Source organism: Staphylococcus cohnii species complex 1663 (assembly GCF_041008415.1).
GTDB classification, from domain to species: domain Bacteria; phylum Bacillota; class Bacilli; order Staphylococcales; family Staphylococcaceae; genus Staphylococcus; species Staphylococcus ureilyticus.
In genome coordinates this window covers 96,664-118,361 of record NZ_JBFDVL010000006.1, presented here as the reverse complement: position 1 = coordinate 118,361, position 21,698 = coordinate 96,664, and the positions used below count along the sequence as shown (strand labels likewise).

Genomic DNA, 21,698 nt, shown 5'->3' with positions numbered 1-21,698 from the left:
TTTAAATATCTTTTAATATATTATAAATCTGCTTACTATTTGTTGCATTTATTAAATTTTGCCTAGTTTCATTATCCATCAATGTTCTTGATAATCTTTGTAATAATTTGAGATGTGTGTCACTGCTATCACTTGGTACAGTAATTAAGAATATCAATTGAGGTAACGTTCCATCTAAACTTTCCCATTTCACGCCGTGCTTATTATTCATGACTGCTACGATAGGTGCTTTAACCGCATCCGATTTTGCATGAGGAATGGCTACGTTCATTCCAATCGCTGTCGTTGATTCCATCTCTCTCTTTAAGACATCGGATTTTAATTGTGATTGATCTGTAATATACCCTTGTTCATTTAAATTTTCTATTAACTGGTCTATTGCTTCATCTCTAGATAAAGTTTGTTTTGAAATATGAATAACTTGTTCACTAAATACACTTTGTTCTTCTAATGCTTGATTATCCATCGTTGAAACACTATTTTTTTCTGTTTCTATCTCATTTACTGATTGATCCATACCCATTTCAATATTATTCGTATCAACTGCAAGTGATGGCGTTTGTCTTCTTAAAATTAAAACCACACTCATTGTAACGATACTACCAATGATTACTGCAATAAAAAACCACAATATTTGATCAATTCCGCCTAGCACTGCAACTATTGGGCCTCCGTGTGCAACTCTGTCACCTACACCACCAATTGCAGCAATAACGGCAGCTACCATCGCACCAATCATATTAGATGGTATAATTCTAAACGGATCTTGTGCAGCAAATGGTATAGCACCTTCCGTAATACCGAACAATCCCATGGTAAATGATGCTTTGCCCATTTCAATTTCACCTTTATTAAACTTACGTTTATTGATAAATGTAGCCAATCCTAAACCAATAGGAGGTGTACATACTGCAACTGCAACCATTCCCATAACAGCATAGTTACCCTCCGCGATTAATGCTGAACCAAATAAAAATGCTACTTTGTTTACTGGTCCACCCATATCAAAAGCAATCATAGCACCAACTATTAATGCTAAAATAATAATATTTGTCCCTTGCATACTCTTTAACCAAGTTGTTAATCCTTCAAAAATACTCGCAATTGGTGCGCCAATCAAGAAGATAAAAATTAATCCTACAATCAATGAAGAGATGATTGGAATAATAATGATTGGCATAATAGGTGCCATCGCTTTAGGTACTTTAATATTTTTTATCCATTTTGCAATATAACCTGCGATAAATCCTGCAACAATACCACCTAAAAACCCAGCGCCTGCATCACTACCATAAAAGCTACCGTCAGCTGCGATTGCGCCTCCAATCATACCAGGTACCAAACCAGGTTTATCTGCAATACTCACTGCAATATACCCAGCCAATATTGGAACCATAAAACTAAATGCTAGAGAACCAATATTTTCAATTGATTTCCAAAAAGAATCATCTGGTATAACTAAACCTTTTGATGAAGCCTCACCACCTAAAGTTAGAGCAATAGCCATCAATAATCCACCAACTACAATGAAAGGTACCATAAATGATACACCATTCATTAAATGTTGATAGACCATTTGCATCCCACTTTTTTGCTCTTGATCATCATCTTTTTGATTCGTATTCCCATTACGATCATGATGAATATGTCCATCTTTATCAATGACACGTTGAATTAATTCTTTTGGTTTATGAATGCCTTCACGAACACTTTCATTTATAATTAATTTCCCATCAAAACGTGACAAATCTACTTGTCTATCGGCTGCAATGATAATGCCATCCGCTTCTTTAATTTCTTTTGATGTTAAAACATTTTCTGCCCCTACACCACCTTGAGTTTCTACTTTTATATTGACGCCCATTTCTTGAGCAGCTTGTTCTAACTTTTCTTGTGCCATATATGTATGCGCTATACCATTTGGGCACGATGTAATCGCTAATATTTTCATCATTTCATCCTCCTCACATTCAATTGTAAACGCTTTCTAATATTGATAAAAAAACATAATTGCCGTTATCAACGGCAATTATGTTTTGATTAGTTTAATCATATACTGTTTTAGATGTTGTGCATCCATAGTCATAAGTTGATCGACATCATACTCGTTTAATCCAGCTATCACATGTATGATTTTCTTCATTGCTGAGGTATCAGAATTTGCGATGGCTAAAAAGAACACTAATTTAACTTTATTTTGTTTCCATAGTAAGCCATGAGGGCATTTAAATATAATAACATGTGAACGCAACACTTTCGCAGGATCACCATGTGGCATACTAATACCATTCCCTATATATGTTGAAGCAAATTTTTCACGTTCCAATGCACTCTTCATATAACTTTCCGTAATAGCATGTTGTTTCATCAGCATTGACTGTGCGTTTTCAAAAACATGGGTTGCAGTTTCCTCATCTGTCATCGTTTGAACATCAAATTGAATTGCAGATATTTCATCCTGTTTCAACACAGGGTTTCTTTTATTATTGATAAATGATTTAATGTGATTTATATCATTATCCGAAAGCAAAGGGGATACCTCTATCACGTGTAATGTATTTGGTAAATCAGCAGTGTCAATGGGATGCGTGGTAATCAACATATCAATATTTGAAAAATTGTAATGAGACAGTCTCTCTAATTTTAAAGTATCAACAATATTTATATGACTATCTAGATTCGCAATTTTCACTTCCAACAAACTAGATATTCCTAAACCATAATAACAGGTTATCACAATGTTAACTTCGTCTTTTTTATTACGATCAATAGATGATTGAAAATGTAATGCTAAAAAAGCAATTTCATCTTCTACTAAGCTTAAATTTGAATCTTTAGCCAAGTATTTTACAGTTTCATACAATGCATTAAAAACAAAAGGATAGTATTTTTTGATTTCATCCGTTAATGGATTATTGATATATACATTTTTAGCGATACGCAAATACGCTCTGCTAAAATGTACTTGAATGTTTTCACGTAAAATATTGTCTTGGGTAAAATTGATACCAACTATTTTTTCCATTTGATGAATCATGCGCGCTACATAGCTTTCAACAAAAAAGGTTTCTATACCCAAATCATATTTATTAAAGTAATAACTAATGAAAAAAGAAAATAACTTAGCTGTATCTTTCGATAATCCATAAGCTAATTTATGGTTGATATCTTCTATACACTGCATCGCTATTTCTTCAGCCTCTTCATTTATCACCCATGAATCTTCACTTATCTTTTCCCTTTTTATAATAATGACTAAATGAATGAGTAATTGTTGAATACGCATATCAGAAGTAAAAATATAATGTTGTGCTAATCTGTTTTTAATAATATGACATATGGTTTTGATGTGCGCTTGAGGTATTTCATTAAGTATCAAACCCTCTACTGTCTTTTCATTATTAGACAATTGATTTAAATGTAATATCGCATTCCTTATATTCATTTCATTACCAGTTATGGTAACACCTTTTTTCTTAATGACCTCAACGTTAATATCAAATGATGCACACCAAGCCTTTATTCTATTTATATAATCATTAGCTTCTGCTTTCGTTACCATAAATGCTGATTCTATTTGATCAATGGTAGTGGGTTTCTGATACATTAATAATTCATATCCAATTTTCATTAACTTTTCATTTTCTTTTGTTAAATACGAATGTATCAATGTCTCTAATTCTGTCTCATCATAATGGTCATGATTGAGTTTATATCCTTTCCCTTTAACACTTGTAATCAAGCGATTTATAATTTCACCATTAATGTATTGTATATCATTTCTCACTGTTCTATTGGAAACACTTAAATAATTAGCTATTTCATCTGCGCTTAGGTAATGATTACTGTTGTTCAACAATAACCTAATGAGTTTAGCATGTCTTATCAACATGATTGCACCGCGCTTTCTAATCGTTTAATTTTTTATTAAATTCAATATTAATATTTAAATACATTGTATCCATACCTTCATATTAAAGCAAGCAGTCACACTATGATACTTCTGACATAATGATGAAACAAAAATATGAGTACAAAATAAAAAAGTGGCAATTTCTATATAAAATCTAGAAATCGCCATTTTTTATGCTATGTGATACTTATGTTTCTCACTCTATATTAAATGAACTTAATTTTGTGCTATATCAATTGTTTGTCTGATATATTGATATGCTTCAACGAGCTGCTGTTCTTCTTGTTCATCCAATGTGATAGGATATCTTTGTACAATACCATGCTGATCAATTAATGTCGGCAAACTATACGCCCCGTCATCTAGCCCGTATTCCTGACTGATTGATGTTAGTGGCATAATTGTGCGTTGATTCAAAGCAATCGCTTGTATCAATGTAGTAGTCACCCTGGAAATCGCTGCATTGGTCCACCCTTTTTGATAAAAAACATCCATTGATACTTCATTGATAATTGATGTAATATGTGCTTTATCAATTACTGGTGATTGACTTAAAGCTTCATACTCTGATAGTTCCATACCATGAATGCGCACTTTGCTCCATACAGGCACTGCATACTGACCATGTTCACCAATAACAAAAGCTTCAACATTTTTAGGATCAATTTGGTAATGCTGAGCGATAATGGTTTTGAACCTTGAGCTTTCCAATGCTGTACCCGTTCCAATGATTTTATGAGTTGGATAATTGACTTGATTAGCAAAATATACCATCGAATCCACTGGGTTAGAAATTAAAATAATAATAGCTTCTTGCGTTACTTCAGCAATTTGTTTCATAACATTTTTTATAATATCATGATTATCTTGTGCCAATAGTGTACGATCACCATCGTTTTTATCCGTTTGTATACTTGCGGCAATTACTATAAAATCTGCATCAGCTAAATCTTGATATGCGCCAGCTTTAATTCGCACATGACTTGTATTAAACAATCCTTGCGAATGATTATGATCAAGCGCCTCACCGCTTGCAATTTCTTCTTTGCTATCAATTAATACAATTTCTGAAAATAAATTCAAATATTGAACGTCTGTCAATACTTGGCTGCCCACTCTACCAAGTCCGACAATTCCTAACTTAGACATGTGTAACCATACCTCCTCTGTTTGTTAAAACCTATATCATAAATTAATGTTTTTATTTTTCATACGGTATAACATCTTCATTATATTCTTTTTTTATGAACTTTTTCATATCTTCAGATTGTAAAACTTTTAATAGAGTTTGATACTTTTCATCATCTTTATGGCCTTTTTGAACTGCAATAATGTTAGCAAATGGTGATGATTTACCTTCTATTGCAATAGCATCTTTGTGTGGCGTCAAACCATTATCTATCGCATAATTAGAATTCATGATGACAGCTGCGCCTTCTTTACTTTTATATGTTTTAGGTAAAAATTCTGCACCCTGCTTATTGTTAAATTTGAGATTCTTTTTATTTTCCACGATATCTTCAAATTTGGCATCTTCAATTTTGACACCTTTTTTAATTTTTATTAATCCTTTATCTACGAAAAATGATAAGAAACGCCCTTCTTCAGCTGGATTATTGGAAACGTAGATTGTAGAGCCTTTAGGAATGTCTTTGATGTCTTTATATTTTTTACTGTATACGCCCATTGGTGTCGTAAATACTTTTCCTACTTCCTCAATATTATAATTATGGTCATCTCTTTCAGCCTTTAAATAAGGTACATGTTGAAAGAAGTTTGCATCAACATCACCTTTGTCTAAAAGTTTATTAGGTACTTTGTAGTCATTAACAACTTTAATTTCTAAATCATACCCTTTTTTCTTCATTTCATCTTTCGCATGTTTTAAAACTTCGCCATGAGGTGCTGGTGATGTAGCAATCGTGATTTTTTTATTTTCTTTATCTTTGGACGAACCACAAGCTACGAGTATTGCAGCAAAACATACTAAAATTGTTAAACTAATCAACTTTTTCATAACATCTCTCCTTAACCTTGTCTGAAAATAAAATTCATTCATTATGTAAAAAAATACTTTCTCTTATTGTAATAAAGAGAAAGTATCCACCTTCTCTTATCTTTGAAAGTAATCAAGATTACTTTCTGTGAATTAGCACCATTTCGTTTAACGATGGTTGCCGGGTTTCATCGGGCACATCCCTCCACCTCTCTAAATAAGAGTCAATCCTATGTATTTGAGTTGTATTAATCCTAGCATTCCACTCATGTATAGTCAATAAATTTTAGAAAATTCTAATTAATTATTGATTAATCTAATGTTAATAAAATTGTTCCATGTGAAACGAATATATTTACACTATGAACCGGCAATGCACTCACATCTTAATTATTTAATTTGTTAGTTTACATAATGGTTTTACTTCTATTTTCAAATAAACATAATGATGTCCGTATATGAAACCACCAATATTGTGTGGGTTTTCTAAAATATAAAACATTCGTTTATAATCATTGTTGGCATTTGAAAATATAGATTTCTATTACGTTTTGTATAACAGTTAAGTGGAATATTAATACTGTACTATCTATTAGGAGGTAATACAATGACTTTTGAATTTAAACATGATTTAGGAACGACTGATTTACCAGAAGATATTCATTCAGCAGTAGCTTTAGAATTTTCTTTTGTTGATGCATTCGTTGCTTTAAATATAGATGTTAAAGGCATTGCTGATGATAATGATAGCACAAATTTAATATCACCAATTAAAGAAGCAGTTGGTAAATATAGATCTGTTGGCACTCGTATTGATCCAGATTTTGAATCAATTCGTTCTGCCTCTCCGCAACTTATCATTGGAGATGTTGATCGTCATCAAGATATATATAATGAATTAAGTGAGATTGCACCTACTATTTTATTTAGAAGTTTTGATGCTGGCTATCAAGAAACTTTAGAAATATTCCAACGTATTGGTACAGCAGTTAATAAATCTAAAGAGGCTAAAGAGCGCTTAGACAAACACAATGAATTAATCAATGATTTCAACAAGCAAATTGATATAGATAAAAACAAAGAAACATTGGCGGCTGTAGTTTCTGAACAAGGTATAACTGCACATTCTAACAAAACGTATGTAGGTGAACTTCTAAGTAAATTAGGTTTCAATAATGCACTTAGTGAAAACATTGCGGATAAACTACCTGCATATAGAGAATCAAATTATTTAGAAATGTCATACGAACAGCTTGTTGAGGTTAATCCAGAAAGATTAATTATAATGATTGATGAAAATAATGATGAAGATTTAAACAAATTACAAAACAGTAATCAATGGGACCAACTTGATGCTGTAAAAAATAATAATGTTCATTTCGTAAATAGAGATGAATGGTCAAAACTGCGTGGCTTATTTGCCTCTGAAGATATTGCAAAAACTTTAGCCAATCTTAAAGAATAATGTATCTTTATAATTGTATTATCAGTTTACTCGTTTTTTAAAATTAGTTATAAATGATGATATTAATTATAAAAATAGTTAGTTATTTAAGATAATATTTGAACTCAAAAGATTACAAGATGCTAGGCAATTCATCATTTGCCTCAGCATCTTAGTATTATATTTGAACAACAATAGTCGACCGAATAAAAACCATTTCCAAATTGTTGAATTACTAATACTTATACCTGAAAACTATATCTAAAATTAACTTAAAACACTACACTTGTTTCATTACATAATATCAAAATCTATCATCGGTCCAATTTATCATTCTTTTCTCAAATACAAGAGATACTGAAATGTAAAATATAACTATTGCATGCGGTGTTTCAGCTGTTTCACCATTCATACAATAAAAACGATTATTGAGTTGAAAATTGTAATAATATATTGACATATCGAAATATAACGATGTAATATAATGATATGGAAAATTTAGAAGTTTTTAAAGCATTGGCAAGCCCTACTAGATTACAAATTTTGCATTGGTTAAAAGATCCTAAAAGTAATTTCGGTTATCAAGAGGGTATTGATTTAGTAGATGTAGGCGTTTGTGTGAGTCAAATTAAAGAAAAGTTAGACATGACACAATCTACTGCATCACAACACTTGTCTATATTAAGTAAAGCAGGCCTTGTAAATTATAAACGTTTAGGTAAATGGACGTATTATAAAAGGGATGAAAAAGCCATAAAAAATATAGGGAAAGTGATTGAAAAAGAACTATAAGTTAGTTCTTTTTTATTCTTTCACATCGTCATTTAGCGATATAACGATTCATTTTCCATCATAACTTTAAAAAGGAGTTTTAATAGTGAAAGCATGGCATTTAGAAAATTTCGGTTTAGATAATTTAAAGCAAGTCGAGGTAGATAAACCTAAAATTAATGAGAATCAAATTTTAGTGAAAGTAAATTCTGTGTCACTTAATTATCGAGACACTGCTATTGTCGAAGGTGTATATACACCAGAGTTACTCAAGTTCCCCTTCGTCCCTGTCTCAGATGCTTCAGGTGAAGTTGTAGAAATAGGTTCTAATGTTACTAAGTTTAAAATTGGGGATCGAGTTACATCTCACATGTTCACAACTTGGTTAGAAGGTAAGCCAAAAGGTGATGAGCAACTATATGCATTGGGTGCTACAGTTAATGGCGGACTTTCAGAATATATGGTATTAAATGAAAGTGCTACTGTTTTATCTCCTGAAACTTATACAGATAATCAGGCATCTACATTACCCGTAGCAGCATTTGTTGTCTGGTTCTCTTTAGTTGAATATGGCAATATTAAAGCGGGCGATCGCGTATTAGTACAAGGTACTGGTGGCGTGTCTATATTTGCAATTCAAATTGCATCAGCATTAGGTGCAGAGGTTATTGCAACAAGTAGTAGTGACGAGAAACTAGAAAAAGCAAAAGAACTGGGTGCCTCTAAGGTAATCAACTACAAAACCCACCCTGATTGGGAAAAAGAAGTACAAAAATTAACAAACGGTAAAGGCGTCGAACATATTGTCGAGGTAGTCGGTGGCTCAAGTATTGCAAAATCTATAGAAGCTTTAGCATTCCAAGGAAATATTTATGTTATTGGTTTTCTAGAAAATATGGAAGCAGAGGTAAATTTATTTTCATTACTTGCTAAACAAGCCAAAATTCAAGGTATTAATGTAGGACATCATAGAGCTTTTGAAGATTTTACTAAAGCTTTAGATAAACTAAATATTGACCCAATAATTGACAATGTGTATTCATTTGATCAAGCAAAAGAAGCATATGAGCATCAGATGAAAGGTGCATTTGGTAAGATTGTTATAGATTTTAATAAGTAGGGCCATTGAAACACTAAACCCGAAACTTACTAGAGTAAGCTTCGGGTTCTTTTAGATGTGCTGTGTTGACATTCGTAAATAATGCACAATGTAAAGCTATCCTCAATAACGGCATATTGTCCATCATTGGTAATATAGGCGGTTTCGCTTTATCATTCAGATGTATAAATTGTAAATAACATTATTATTTTGATTTCAAAGACATTTTTATCTCCACTAATATACACCATAATACTATGCTTTATTGAATATTATGTAATTAATTAAAAATCTAAGAAAGCCTTAACGATAATGCTGTTAAGGCTTTTTTACATAAAAAACATACATTAATAATATCTCGCATCAATGTTTATGCCACTTTCTAATAAATTTCTAAATCTAGTTTATTGGATTCATTCCAACTTTCCATGTTTTATAAGTTAATTTACCACCTTGCCTTTTAAACTTTTCATTACTTACACCGCGTTCATAGGGTGCTGCAGCTTTTATATTAATGTGAGGTGTTACATTTAATAAGTTTGCATACCAGTCAGCCCAAACATTGCCTTTTACAGGATCATCATCTGCTACATTATAAATACCCGAATCAAAGCTTAAAGCCTGAATTGCTGTTTCAATTGCATCATCTATATGAATAAATGATTGAACACCATCTGTGATTGAAATTTCATTATTCATAAATTGATTATAAATCATGCCGTATTTACCATACCAAGTACCTGGACCATATAATAACCCATAACGCAAAATGACATAATTTTTTATTCGAGCTGTTTCTTTTTCTAATCCATCAACGCCATCTACTGTAATTTTACGATCTCCACTAGATTCGTAATCTAAAGGCGTATCCTCAGTTGCCAACCCATTACCGCCTTCATATGCGAAAGCAATGCTTTGTGATTGGATATGTTCCACGCCGTGCTGAATTGCTGCATCAACAAAATTTTTTGTACCTTCAATTCTAACTTTTGTGTTAGCTGACATATCAACCTGCTTTAAATCAGTAATTTCATTCATGATAATGTCTGGTTTGAAATCACCAATACTGCGTTCTATCGTTTCGTATTCTAAAATATTACCGATATATGCTTGAATACCTGCATTAACTAGTTTCTCCTCACCCTTTTTAGATGTTGTTAATCCAGCTACTTCATAGCCTTCTTCAAGTAAACGCTTTGTCAGTTTCGTGCCAATAAGACCTGTAGCACCAGTTACAAATACTTTCGTCATAATCATCCTCCTTCATGATTCACATTTTATAATCATTTTTATTTTTCTTGTCTAAATTTTATACTACTTTCAAAGATGATAATACACGTGACCTTCAAAAGCTTATGTAACATCTTAAAGGTCATGTTCATTATAAATATCAAAATAATGATATGAGCATGGTTCTACATTTCAAATAATTGCTATATAGTAATCACCACTTTCACTCCATGCTTCATTTATTAAATATACCCACTGCGTATTTAACAATAAACAATGAATTACGTTATATATCACTTGCTTTTGCAACTACCCGGCCAATCCATTACATAATCATCAAAAATTTAATGTTTTTATATTTTGGCTTAGATTATTAAGTCTCATTTCTCAAATATGAAGGATGTTCTTTGATATTTAAAATTTATTGTATATTATGCAATGAGCATGCCTTTAAATTTTCTGTTCATTTCCAATGCGTAACTTTGAACTTTTAGTGGTATATATATAACAATATGAATCATTACATAGATTAAGGAGTGTTTAAGATGCGTATTTTAGTCTTAGGAGCAGGTGGAATTGGAGGCTATTTTGGTGGTCGTTTAGTAGAAAATCATAAAAATGTCACTTTTTTAGTAAGACCGAAAAGGAAATCTTATTTGGAAAGGAACGGCTTAGTCATCCATAGTGAGAACGGTGATTATAGTTTTACCCCTCAATTGATTACTAAAGAAGACAAAGCAGAACCATTTGATGTAATTTTACTATCTTCAAAATCCTATCACCTTGAGCAAGCAATCGATGACTTGAAACCATTTGTTGGGGACCACACAGTGATTATCCCACTGTTGAACGGTGTTGCACATATTCCAAAATTACAAGCTGTTTTTGGTGAAAATAAAGTCATGGGTGGATATTGCATCATTGAAACCTCATTGAATGCCACTGGTGAAGTCGTACAAACTAGTGATTTCGATAAACTTTTCTTTGGAGAATTAAATGGTACGAATAGTGATAGAGCTAAATTAATAGAAGATACTTTCGCTAATACAAAATCTGAATTTATATTAACTTCAGATATCATGCGTGGTATGTGGCAAAAATATCTAATGATTACAGTATTATCAAGTGTAACTACGATGATGCATGCACCAATCGGACCAATACGTGATAGTGAAGGTGGCACTGATTTTATCAAATCATTATATGAAGAAGTTTCATCCATTATGAGAAGTCACCAAGTGCCCATTGACGATACAATAGTTAATCAGTATATGAAAGGACTTACTAAGCTCTCATATCATTTCAAAACATCAATGCAACGTGATATGGAAAAAGGCTTAAATATCGAAGCCGATCACTTACAAGGCTATTTACTGAATTTAGCCGAAGAACATCAACTAAACGCACCATTGCTTTATGCTTCATATCAAAATCACAAAGTTTATAAAGAAATGCTTCAATAAAATCTTCTTAAAACTTAGCTAAAAATTATAAGGAGGCATATCAATGAGCTTAAATACGTACGCACACCCTTTTGATATCGCAACAAGCCTAAAACAACAAGAAATTGGCGTTTATCATGGACATACTTCTGACGATTATGCCAATATGGTTGGCCCTTTTGGTGGTGTGATTGCATCAACATTATTACGAGCAATTATAGAACATCCTGACTGTCTTGGTAGCCCAGTTTCATTTACTGTTAATTACGCAGCACCTGTCAAAGACGGCTCATTTATTATTAAGGCAAATCCTACAAGAACCAATCGTTCTACACAACATTGGTATGTTGAACTGTGCCAACATCATGAAATAGTTATCACAGCGACTGCAGTTACCGCAAAGAAAAGAGATACATGGTCTTCAACCGAATTAAACAAGCCAGAAGTGCCAGATGCAGAACGTGTAGACAGTTTATCATTAACTGAAGTCCCACCCTGGGTAAATCATTATGATATTAAAATAGTAAAAGGTGCACCTAGAGCTTACACAAAATCAAATCATGCAGATTCAGTTACATTACAATGGATGAAAGACAAGCCAAATAGACCACTAGATTATTTATCACTTGCTTCAATGTGTGACGCCTTTTTCCCAAGAATATACGTCCGTCGTGAAAAAGTTGTTCCAATAGGTACAGTTTCTCTTACTGTTTACTTTCATTCTGACACGGAAGCATTAGAAAAACACAATAATCATCATGTATTAGGACATACACGGGCACAAAATTTTAATAACGGTTTTTATGACCAAACCGGCGAAATTTGGAGTGCTGATGGATCGTTATTAGCTACGACAACACAACTTGTTTACTATAAAGAATAAAACAACACAAAATCCTAGGTTTATGATTTTACATAGCCTAGGATTTTTATGATTACTGTTCTTTCATCGCTTTTTGGTTCGAACGTTTTTGTAATAAAATTGACACTACAGCGACAACAACAATTAAGCCAACAATACCAATGATGCCCAAATATTTTGCTACATTACCAAGCACGACACCCACTACTAAGAAATCTGTATCTGAGAACGTAGTAGCAGCACCACCTAAATCCCCTAAAAATGGCAAGAATAATAATGGTAGGAACGTGATTAATAAGCCATTTAAAGCTGAGCCAGCTACCGCACCTCTAATACCTCCGCGTGCATTACCAAAGACACCTGCCGTAGCGCCCAAGAAGAAGTGTGCAACCACACCTGGAAGTATCACGACACCACCGAATAAGAATAAAATGAACATCCCAATCACACCTACAATAAAGCTGACAAAGAAACCGATTAACACTGCATTTTGTGCATAAGGGAAGACTATCGGACAGTCTAACGCAGGTTTCGTATTGGGAACCAATTTTTCAGATATACCTTTAAATGCAGGCACTATTTCTGCAAGAATTAAGCGAACCCCAGTTAAAATAATAAATACACCTGCTGCAAATGTAACGCCCTGAATAAGTGAAAATACAATAAAGTTTTGCCCATCGCTGATTTCTGAATGTACGAAAGTAGGTGTAGCAAACAATGATGCTACAAAATAAAGCAATGTCATTGTTAAAGAAATACTGATCGTACTTTCTCTTAAAAAACTTAACCCTTTAGGAAAATTGATATCTTCAGTCGATTTTGATTTACTTTTAAATAATTTCCCAATTTCTCCAGCAGCCCAATAACTCAATGTACCAAAATGACCCAAAGCAACTTGATCGTTTTCAGTGATCTTTTTCATTGTAGGCTGTGCTAAAGCTGGTAATATTGCCATAATCAAACCTAAAATAATCGCCCCAATAATCACTGTTAACGTACCTGTCACATGACCAACTGACAATAATATCGCTAAAAATGCGGCCATATAAAATGTATGGTGGCCAGTTAAGAAAATATATTTCAAATTAGTTATACGTGCAATAATGATATTCACTAGCATGCCAAACACCATGATTAACGCTGCAGTCGTACCATATTGTTCCAGTGCAATTGATATGATCGCTTCATTATTAGGCACAACCCCCTGCACACCAAATGCATGTTGGAAAATTTTACCAAATGGTTCTAATGATTGCGTTACTACATTAGCACCCGCACTTAAGACTAAAAATCCTAAAATTGTTTTTATCGTACCTGAAGTAATATCAGTTGCTGACTTTTTCTGAACAATTAATCCAATCAATGCGATTAGGGCAACTAATATCGCAGGTTGACTCAAAATATCGACGATAAAATCAAGAATTGGCTTCATTGTCCCACCTCCTTATTAATGATTAAAGTACGTTTAAATCTTTTAATTTTTCATCTAGTTTTTGCTGTAATTCTTCTTTATCTAATATATTATCTAACACAATGACATCACCTAAATTTTTTGTGTTTTCTTCTAAATCTCTCCCACAAATAAATAAATCTGCCATATCAGGGCTCGCGCTCATAACATCACTATGTTCAACCTTTATGTCTGATGGTGCATTTATATTTTTAAGTGCTTCTTGTGCATTCATTTCAACCATAAAACTACTTCCTAATCCGTGACCACATACTACTAAAATTTTCATTGTCCTCATTCTCCTTTAAATATATTTATAATTTCACTTGATGTTTGTGCATTTAATAAATGTTCTACTGTCTGTTGATTGCCTAAAGTTATAGCTAAATTTCTCAATACTTCTAAGTGTCCTTCATTATCTATAGCACTTAATACAAACACCAATGAAGCATAGTGCCCTTCTTCTGAAAAGTTAATGTGCTGATTTAGTTTTAACAAACTTAGACCTATCTTTTTTACATTATTATTCGGTCGAGCATGTGCAATCGCTATTTCTGGAGCAATAACTATATAAGGGCCTAATTTTTCTACACTATGAATCATGTCATCAATGTAATCTTGCTGAAAATAGCCTTGTTCTTTCAAAGGATTTGCAGCTATACTAATTGCTTCACGCCAACTTTTAACCTGTTCAAGTACTTGCACTTTATCTGATGATAAAATTTCCAAAGTCATTTTCCCCTCCTTAATGTTGACTCACTTCATTTATGCAGTGCATAATTGCTTCAATATTTCCTGAAAGTAATATATTTCTAGTTTTATCATTCATAATCAGTTCACTAAGTTGTCTCAATGCATTTAAATGAATTTGCGGCTGAGCGGTTGCTAACGTCACAATGATATATACAGGATCATATTGTTCATGTCCAAAGCGAACACCTTTTTGATAGTGTGTCAAACTAAAACCTACTGTCCCTTTAACATGTGTTGGTTTAGCATGAATTAAAGCAATGTGCGGACTGATAACCATATATGGTCCAAATGCATTTAATTGTTCAATGATTTCATCGGCATAAATACAATCAACAATTTGAGTATCAATCAAAGTTTCAATACTTTGCCTAATTGCATCATTTCTACAAAGCGAAGGTTGTTGTGTTAAAATTCTATTTTTTGGTAAGACTTCTTTTAGAGTAGGCCCTAGTCCTTTGATATCATACACATATTGTTCTCTTGATTTATTAATAATTGTGTTAATTTGTTGACGGTCATTTTTATCTAAAAATGGAGAAACATTGAGTATAGGTATTGAAGCATGTTCAAACGGTACCGTTGATATGATATAGTCAACGCCTTCATGCTTTAATAACGTCTCATCAATTTCGTAGATTGAATAAGCATCTACAATTTCAAGTTCAGGATAAATATGTCGAATTCTACTTCTCAATAATTGTGAAGTACCGATGCCTGAGCCGCACAGTAAAACTACTTTTAGAGCATTTGTAGTAATTGCTGAAATACGTTCAATTGCTGAAGCAAAATGTAACGTAATGTATGCAAGTTCATCTTTGTCAAAGCAAATACGATAATTCTCTTCCACGCCCCAAATATGATTGCGTAATCTTTCTACGATGTGATGGTACTGTTGAAATATTTCATCTGTCAGAGGATTATTATGCGTCATATCGAACTTCAACCGGTGAATTGCTGGTCTTAAATGAACAATTAAGCCATTTAATAATTTAGTATCGTTAATTAAATCTATGCCTAAGTCACCACTCATGCGTTCTATCAATTGTTCGGTTAGAATTTCTAAATCATCTATTGTTTCGTTTTTTTGATTCATCTCTGAAGTTTTAGCCCCTAGCAAATGTAATGTAATAAAGCCTGCTTCGCTTTTAGGGAATTGTATATCGAGTTTTTCTTCCAAAGATGCCTTTATAAGTAATGCCACGCGAAATTGGTCTGTTTCCGCTAATTTGTTATATTCCATATCTGGTATTTCAAAAACAAACTTTTCTTTCGTTCGGTGTATTGCAATTAAAATATGATAAATCAGACCATCAATTGCACTTTGGACTAACTGATAATCCGCTTCAAATAATACTGACACTACAGTTAATCGAATCGTTTCCAATGCTTTATTCGAAAATAGCTTATGCCCTATTTGATGTGTATGGTTTTGAAAATATTCATGGACACGTGTCGCATATGCTTTTCGATAATCTGTTTCTTCACCTTGTATGATAAATCCCTTGTTTTTAATATATTTTAAATTCAAATTATAAGAAGATAACCAAGTCTGTACATTTTTCAGATCTTCAACGATCGTTCTACGTGTCACAGAAACCATATCGGCCAACGTGTTAGAAGATGTTGGTGTATTAGATTCAAAAAGCTTTAATATGATATATCGAATTCTTTCTTCTTTAGAATAATGTATTGAAGTCGCTATATATTGAGGAACAATATCATCCAAAGGTTTTTTAGATTCAATCTTTATACCTGCATTTTTATTTCTAAAAATCGTTAAATCCAATTGTTTTGCCATACTTTCTATATATTCTAAATCGTACTGTATCGTCCTTTCTGAAACATTGAATTGGTTAGCTAAGTGATGAATAGTTATAAAGGATTCACGTTCAAGTAAGAATGTTAAGATATGATGCTGTCTCTTGCTTAACACATGAGCAACCTCCTTATATTTATATTGTAACCGCTTACTTTCATTTTTAGATGTGTAATCTCTTTCGTCTCATAATCCGAAAAGTTGCACATCTATCATAAACGATCACTTTTTAAAATTATAATTTATTTAATTATAATTTTATATAAATACTTCAATAAAATATTAAAAAGAGAATCCAACGTTAATGTGTTGCATCCTCTTCTCCGTACCTATAATTTTTAATGTATTTAATCAAACTAAAATAAGCCAATGAATATTTGTAACCATGGATTTATGCATGGCGTTTTTATTAGCGATTTATGGAACGTGCAATCATCGATATCGTGTGTCTCTCTCCACGCAACGCCTTACTCAATTCAAATATATTTTCCACAGGAGCTAAACCACAATAACTCCCATCACCAATGTGTTGAATATCCACGCCACATATTTTATTTCGAATGGCAAAATCTCTAATAGTGCTCGGATCAGCGCTCTCTTGACTCGTACCAATTGCTGACATGACAAGTCCCCCTTCACGATGTACTTCTTTGACAATATCTTTAAGTTGCGCTTCATCGAAACCTGGCACTGTACCGACAGCAGGTACTAGTATAATATCAGCACCCGCTTCAATAAATTGCTTTACATATGCCCTGGTAATCACAGGCTCATCTACACCTGAACTATGCATTTTCCCAGCGATAATCAAACCTGAAAAATGATTTCTTGTATTTTGGATTGCTTCAACTATTTTCTTATTAGATACACCAGTTGCAGGATTTCCAGTCATACATATAAAATCCACCCCTAATGCTTCAAGTACTTGAACCGTTTCAGGACTTGCTTGACGTCCTTCTGCAATTTCTAAGTGTTGCTCATACATATTTGTTCCGTCATCAACAGGTTCTAAGTTCACACCAATGGGTCTACCCACGAGTCGTTTTAATGTTTCTATAACCTGTTCGTGTTCATCTATATTTTTTACTTTTGGATGAAACGCATCAAAGCCATTTAATAAAATCAAATCAGCACCAAACGCACGCGCTATTTCAGCATTGGTAATATCAGGCACGACAGGCGTTTCTGTAACTATATTTTCAGATAAAACTACACGCCCAGCACTCGCCTTAATGCTCTGTTTTAATTCTTCACCTGACATTGCTAGTAGTTCTGAAGCATTGTTACTCAGTATTCGCTTAACCATTGTATTCCACTCCTTAATATATACTTTAGCTGTCATCTATTTATTATAACTACATGATATAGTAATGATGTTCTTTCTTCCGTAACGACGTCACTGAATCCCCCTATATTTCATTATACACAGCCTCTACTTATTATTATTATTTTTTAAATAAAATCTACTACTATATGCATTTTCATTTTTTTGAATTTAAATTTAGTTAATTTTCAAAATAGTAGTGTAACACAAATATAAATGTGATAATATTATATTTTAATATACATATTACAAGGGGGAAGCTTTATGCAGTGTCCAAAATGTGGAAATCCTATTGAAGCATCAGATTTATTTTGTGGAGAGTGTGGTACAAAATTATCTCATCAAACAAATACAACAAACGAAACTAAAAACAAACCGAACTATGCATCCGAACAAAATTCAATGGAGTCTAATGCAACACAAATATCAACACATGATTCAACACAGTCTAATCATAAAAATGAGCAGTTTTCAAAGCATACTTCAGATATTTTCAATGAAGCTAAAACGTTCTTTTCAACTGCTTTCAGACATCCTGATAAAGAACTTGTGAGTCCTCACTTTTTTTCTTACAAAACACTTTTCAGTTTAATCATAGCAGGATTACTTTTATCCATTATATTACTAACGATATTGATACCTGCAGAAGTTGCATATTTCATGACAAGTAAAGCAAGCGTTGTGTTTAACATTTCACTTTTCTTATTAATAGCAATTACAGTACTATTTGGTATCACTTTTGCACTAATAAAAATATTAAATATTAATTCGACGTTACATAAAGTATTTTCAGATTTCGTTTTAGTCAACACCCTTTCTGTTATTACACTTTTGTTTGGTTTATTATTTTTAGCAATTCATGTTCCAAGTTTTGCAGTATTCCTTATCATTATTGCTATATTATTTACACTCATTGCACCAATATATTTAATTACGAAATACAGCCACAATCAACTTATACGTATGCCTGTCATTTATTCTATATTTATCTATATCATCATTTTAGGAATCATTTTACGTATTATAGTGGAAAGTACTGTTTCTAATACATTAAGTGATTTAAGTTCATTTTTTAATACAGGTTATTAAGGAGGATATTTCAAATGAAGTATTGTAGTAATTGTGGTGCTGAAATCAAGCCTGGTCAACGCGTTTGTACTCAATGTGGTACGCCTGTTCAACAACGAACAACGCATCAACCACCTAATCGTAAATCAAAATTACCTATATTTATTATTATTGCAGTGATATTAGTCATTATTATTGCTTTGTTTGTTACTTATAAAATAATTGACGCGCAACTATCACCTACAAAACAGGCAGAAACCATTTCTAAAGATTTAAAAAACAAAGATACAGATCGCCTAGCCAACCATTTAAAAGCAAATGGTGAAGCTATTTCTAAAGATGAAGCTAAAGCTATTTATAAATATATTGACGAAACTGATAGCATAGATCGTGTTGCTGATGAACTTCAAAGTAGTGCAAAAAATATTAAAGAAAATAAATCAAATGAACATGCTGTCACTGTTGGTGACACTGCTTTAATTAATATTACCGAAGATGGAAAAAAATGGGGCATATTCAAAAATTACATTTTTAATGTTAGTAAGGAGCCTGTTTCGATTACCTCAGAAGAAGACACAACGCTATCTTACAACCTTAATGACAAAACAACCCAAGTTAAATTAAAACAAGGTAAGACGAAGACACTCGATGATTTTCCAGTTGGCATATATGATTTAAAAGCAACACAAAAGGTTGATAATAAAAAATTCGACGGCGTTATTCATATCGATATGTCTGAAAGTAACAGTGCAGATTTACAATTCAAGCAAAAACGTTTTACAGTTAGTATTGATTCAACTTATGCAGATTCTGATTCTCTTAAACTTTATATTAATGGGGATGAACAATCAGATTTTGACGAATATGAATCTGTCACTTACGGTCCTTATGCACCAGATGAAAAAATCGAAGTCTATGCTACAACTGAAGTTGAAGGCAAACAATTCAAATCAAGTGTAGAAAATGTTTCTAGTCCTAAAGATGATGAAGATGAAATAGACGTATCTTTATCATTTGACGATGATGCAATAAGCGATTATGAAGACAAAATGATCGAAAAAGAAGCAGATTCTGATGACGACGATAGTAGTAACGCCAGTTCTGACGAAAAAGTAACGCGTGATAATGTTATTGATAAAGTCGAATCTTATGAAGGTAGCACTTTGGATACAGATAATTATACTTATAAAGAACCAGAAAAAACTGGAGACGGTTGGGGATTCTCTTTCACAGATAAAGACGGAGACCTAGCAGGTTCTTATAAAATTGATGAGGATGGTTACGTAACTGAATATGACGAAGACGGTGAAGAAGTAGATTCAGGATACTAATAAACTACAAGTAGTAAATACAACATGTTACTTGTAATAGTCCATAACATTGCATTAATACTTAAACACACTATACAAGGGAGTGAGATAGAAATCTGATATTTTAAAAAAGATTTCTGTCCCGCCCCTTTTATTTTTATCTTTGTTAAAGCAAACTAACATTACACCAAATACATTAGCTCAGTCTAAATGATGATGTTTTATTAATGAGAAGTTAGTAATATATACTTAAGATTATTAAAACAAGCAATGTTTATACTACCAGAGTTGGGTAATTTAAAAGTAAGCACTTAATATCTAAATACAATTGAAGGTGAAAAAATGACTAACAACAACTCTTTCAATGATTATCCTAAAATTTTAAAAATTGAAGATGATGGAAAAATTATTGCGCTAGACAAATATGGAAACGTTAATACTGATTTAAATATTCACACTGTGAATGACCAACAACAACAAGATATCTACGGAAAGATCTTATACAATCCTTATCGTCGTACTGTGAAAAACAGTGAATCTTATAATGACCATAAGTACAATGATTACAAGTCGGAAACAAGCTACAATCAGCGAGATCGTGAACGAGAGTTGCAGTTATTAGAAGAAAATAAAAAATCAAAGCGCAAGCAATTTTGGCTTGGTTTAGGTCTGGTGGCTTTATTAGTCATCATTGTCATTTTTGCAGTTAGTACTTTTATGAATAATAACAATGATAATCAACAAACTGGTAATGAAACAAGTGAACAATCCACTGCCAATCAAAATCAATCGAATGATACGCAAGGTGATAATGTCAATTTCGAACGTCAGAACAATCAAGTCAAAGATGATATTCAATCGTTAAAGTCAGATATTTCAAATTCTAATGAAGCAACAGATTCTAAATTACAAGCATTACAAGATAAAATTAATAGCCTAAAACAAGAAGCTGATTCTAATAAAACAAATAAGTTAGCTGATAAATACCAAACTACAGTAGATGATTTAAAACAGGCAAAAAACGAAAAAGATAATGGTAATACTGATAAAATGCAAGAAGAATTAGATAAAGTAAATAGCAAACTAGATGATATAAAATCGAAATTTTCTTCGTTGTTTAGTAAAGATGAACAAACAAATAATGAAGATGTTGAAAGTTAACGCAAAAAAATAAATATATGCTTTTAAAAATACGAGATATAGATTGTATTCGCTAAATA

18 protein-coding genes and 1 riboswitch are annotated in these 21,698 nt (G+C 32.4%); of the genes, 8 read left to right on the top strand and 10 right to left on the bottom strand.

Features of this window, described 5'->3' with window-relative positions:
* Window position 1 precedes the first annotated feature (1 nt).
* The 4 genes from AB1J10_RS09010 to AB1J10_RS08995 all read right to left on the bottom strand — a co-directional run bounded on the left by AB1J10_RS09010 (window position 2) and on the right by AB1J10_RS08995 (window position 5,930).
* Window positions 2–1,951 (bottom strand): fructose-specific PTS transporter subunit EIIC, encoded by a 1,950-nt coding sequence (locus tag AB1J10_RS09010; RefSeq protein ID WP_107365283.1) that lies wholly within the window; start codon window positions 1,949–1,951, stop codon window positions 2–4.
* A gap of 78 nt (window positions 1,952–2,029) precedes the next feature.
* A complete protein-coding gene (locus AB1J10_RS09005) occupies window positions 2,030–3,892 on the bottom strand; it encodes a BglG family transcription antiterminator (protein WP_107365282.1) in 1,863 nt (620 codons plus the stop codon).
* A 237-nt stretch (window positions 3,893–4,129) separates the two neighbouring features.
* On the bottom strand, window positions 4,130–5,062 hold the full coding sequence (locus tag AB1J10_RS09000) for a lactate/malate family dehydrogenase (RefSeq protein WP_107365281.1): 933 nt from the start codon (window positions 5,060–5,062) through the stop codon (window positions 4,130–4,132).
* Window positions 5,063–5,114: 52 nt separating this feature from the next.
* On the bottom strand, window positions 5,115–5,930 hold the full coding sequence (locus AB1J10_RS08995) for a MetQ/NlpA family ABC transporter substrate-binding protein (protein ID WP_064209198.1): 816 nt from the start codon (window positions 5,928–5,930) through the stop codon (window positions 5,115–5,117).
* Window positions 5,931–6,023: 93 nt separating this feature from the next.
* Window positions 6,024–6,133: riboswitch (SAM riboswitch) on the bottom strand.
* 383 nt (window positions 6,134–6,516) lie between these two features.
* On the opposite strand from AB1J10_RS08995, the gene AB1J10_RS08990 reads away from it, so the two are divergent.
* The 3 genes from AB1J10_RS08990 to AB1J10_RS08980 all read left to right on the top strand — a co-directional run bounded on the left by AB1J10_RS08990 (window position 6,517) and on the right by AB1J10_RS08980 (window position 9,244).
* Window positions 6,517–7,374, top strand: a complete 858-nt coding sequence (locus tag AB1J10_RS08990; RefSeq protein ID WP_046206669.1) for an ABC transporter substrate-binding protein — start codon at window positions 6,517–6,519, stop codon at window positions 7,372–7,374.
* A gap of 468 nt (window positions 7,375–7,842) precedes the next feature.
* Window positions 7,843–8,145 carry an ArsR/SmtB family transcription factor gene (locus AB1J10_RS08985; RefSeq protein ID WP_046206668.1) on the top strand — a complete coding sequence of 101 codons (303 nt, stop codon included), beginning with the start codon at window positions 7,843–7,845 and terminating at the stop codon, window positions 8,143–8,145.
* 85 nt (window positions 8,146–8,230) lie between these two features.
* Window positions 8,231–9,244 carry a zinc-dependent alcohol dehydrogenase family protein gene (locus tag AB1J10_RS08980; RefSeq protein WP_103161323.1) on the top strand — a complete coding sequence of 338 codons (1,014 nt, stop codon included), beginning with the start codon at window positions 8,231–8,233 and terminating at the stop codon, window positions 9,242–9,244.
* A gap of 378 nt (window positions 9,245–9,622) precedes the next feature.
* On the opposite strand, the gene AB1J10_RS08975 is transcribed toward AB1J10_RS08980, so the two are convergent.
* Entirely contained in the window at window positions 9,623–10,474 is an 852-nt protein-coding gene (locus AB1J10_RS08975; RefSeq protein WP_369003103.1) for an NAD-dependent epimerase/dehydratase family protein, read from the bottom strand.
* A gap of 524 nt (window positions 10,475–10,998) precedes the next feature.
* Here AB1J10_RS08975 and panE point away from each other — a divergent pair.
* Window positions 10,999–11,916 carry a 2-dehydropantoate 2-reductase gene (gene panE / locus AB1J10_RS08970; protein ID WP_107365279.1) on the top strand — a complete coding sequence of 306 codons (918 nt, stop codon included), beginning with the start codon at window positions 10,999–11,001 and terminating at the stop codon, window positions 11,914–11,916.
* Between the two features lie 43 nt (window positions 11,917–11,959).
* Window positions 11,960–12,778, top strand: a complete 819-nt coding sequence (locus AB1J10_RS08965; RefSeq protein ID WP_070037220.1) for an acyl-CoA thioesterase — start codon at window positions 11,960–11,962, stop codon at window positions 12,776–12,778.
* A gap of 52 nt (window positions 12,779–12,830) precedes the next feature.
* On the opposite strand, the gene AB1J10_RS08960 is transcribed toward AB1J10_RS08965, so the two are convergent.
* The 5 genes from AB1J10_RS08960 to AB1J10_RS08940 all read right to left on the bottom strand — a co-directional run bounded on the left by AB1J10_RS08960 (window position 12,831) and on the right by AB1J10_RS08940 (window position 18,082).
* The gene (locus tag AB1J10_RS08960) at window positions 12,831–14,189 is read right to left on the bottom strand and encodes a PTS ascorbate transporter subunit IIC (protein ID WP_107365278.1); all 1,359 of its coding nucleotides are present in this window, start codon (window positions 14,187–14,189) and stop codon (window positions 12,831–12,833) included.
* Between the two features lie 22 nt (window positions 14,190–14,211).
* Entirely contained in the window at window positions 14,212–14,496 is a 285-nt protein-coding gene (locus tag AB1J10_RS08955; protein ID WP_107365277.1) for a PTS sugar transporter subunit IIB, read from the bottom strand.
* Between the two features lie 5 nt (window positions 14,497–14,501).
* On the bottom strand, window positions 14,502–14,942 hold the full coding sequence (locus AB1J10_RS08950; protein ID WP_046206661.1) for a PTS sugar transporter subunit IIA: 441 nt from the start codon (window positions 14,940–14,942) through the stop codon (window positions 14,502–14,504).
* Between the two features lie 10 nt (window positions 14,943–14,952).
* Window positions 14,953–16,893, bottom strand: coding sequence for a BglG family transcription antiterminator (locus tag AB1J10_RS08945; RefSeq protein WP_046206660.1), 1,941 nt, complete (start codon window positions 16,891–16,893; stop codon window positions 14,953–14,955).
* Between the two features lie 292 nt (window positions 16,894–17,185).
* A complete protein-coding gene (locus AB1J10_RS08940; RefSeq protein ID WP_046206659.1) occupies window positions 17,186–18,082 on the bottom strand; it encodes a DUF7916 family protein in 897 nt (298 codons plus the stop codon).
* 282 nt (window positions 18,083–18,364) lie between these two features.
* Here AB1J10_RS08940 and AB1J10_RS08935 point away from each other — a divergent pair, with 282 nt between their 5' ends.
* The 3 genes from AB1J10_RS08935 to AB1J10_RS08925 all read left to right on the top strand — a co-directional run bounded on the left by AB1J10_RS08935 (window position 18,365) and on the right by AB1J10_RS08925 (window position 21,639).
* Window positions 18,365–19,189, top strand: a complete 825-nt coding sequence (locus AB1J10_RS08935; protein ID WP_107365276.1) for a zinc ribbon domain-containing protein — start codon at window positions 18,365–18,367, stop codon at window positions 19,187–19,189.
* A gap of 14 nt (window positions 19,190–19,203) precedes the next feature.
* Window positions 19,204–20,499, top strand: a complete 1,296-nt coding sequence (locus tag AB1J10_RS08930; protein WP_107365275.1) for a TcaA second domain-containing protein — start codon at window positions 19,204–19,206, stop codon at window positions 20,497–20,499.
* Window positions 20,500–20,820: 321 nt separating this feature from the next.
* A complete protein-coding gene (locus AB1J10_RS08925) occupies window positions 20,821–21,639 on the top strand; it encodes a hypothetical protein (RefSeq protein WP_064209189.1) in 819 nt (272 codons plus the stop codon).
* The last annotated feature ends 59 nt before the right edge of the window (window positions 21,640–21,698 follow it).

Bases quoted from the DNA above. Each gene is read 5' to 3' on its own strand.
- AB1J10_RS09010 (WP_107365283.1), bottom strand. From the start codon at position 1,951: ATGAAAATATTAGCGATTACATCGTGCCCAAATGGTATAGCGCATACA.
- AB1J10_RS09005 (WP_107365282.1), bottom strand. From the start codon at position 3,892: ATGTTGATAAGACATGCTAAACTCATTAGGTTATTGTTGAACAACAGT.
- AB1J10_RS09000 (WP_107365281.1), bottom strand. From the start codon at position 5,062: ATGTCTAAGTTAGGAATTGTCGGACTTGGTAGAGTGGGCAGCCAAGTA.
- AB1J10_RS08995 (WP_064209198.1), bottom strand. From the start codon at position 5,930: ATGAAAAAGTTGATTAGTTTAACAATTTTAGTATGTTTTGCTGCAATA.
- AB1J10_RS08990 (WP_046206669.1), top strand. From the start codon at position 6,517: ATGACTTTTGAATTTAAACATGATTTAGGAACGACTGATTTACCAGAA.
- AB1J10_RS08985 (WP_046206668.1), top strand. From the start codon at position 7,843: ATGGAAAATTTAGAAGTTTTTAAAGCATTGGCAAGCCCTACTAGATTA.
- AB1J10_RS08975 (WP_369003103.1), bottom strand. From the start codon at position 10,474: ATGACGAAAGTATTTGTAACTGGTGCTACAGGTCTTATTGGCACGAAA.
- panE (WP_107365279.1), top strand. From the start codon at position 10,999: ATGCGTATTTTAGTCTTAGGAGCAGGTGGAATTGGAGGCTATTTTGGT.
- AB1J10_RS08965 (WP_070037220.1), top strand. From the start codon at position 11,960: ATGAGCTTAAATACGTACGCACACCCTTTTGATATCGCAACAAGCCTA.
- AB1J10_RS08960 (WP_107365278.1), bottom strand. From the start codon at position 14,189: ATGAAGCCAATTCTTGATTTTATCGTCGATATTTTGAGTCAACCTGCG.
- AB1J10_RS08955 (WP_107365277.1), bottom strand. From the start codon at position 14,496: ATGAAAATTTTAGTAGTATGTGGTCACGGATTAGGAAGTAGTTTTATG.
- AB1J10_RS08950 (WP_046206661.1), bottom strand. From the start codon at position 14,942: ATGACTTTGGAAATTTTATCATCAGATAAAGTGCAAGTACTTGAACAG.
- AB1J10_RS08940 (WP_046206659.1), bottom strand. From the start codon at position 18,082: ATGGTTAAGCGAATACTGAGTAACAATGCTTCAGAACTACTAGCAATG.
- AB1J10_RS08935 (WP_107365276.1), top strand. From the start codon at position 18,365: ATGCAGTGTCCAAAATGTGGAAATCCTATTGAAGCATCAGATTTATTT.
- AB1J10_RS08930 (WP_107365275.1), top strand. From the start codon at position 19,204: ATGAAGTATTGTAGTAATTGTGGTGCTGAAATCAAGCCTGGTCAACGC.
- AB1J10_RS08925 (WP_064209189.1), top strand. From the start codon at position 20,821: ATGACTAACAACAACTCTTTCAATGATTATCCTAAAATTTTAAAAATT.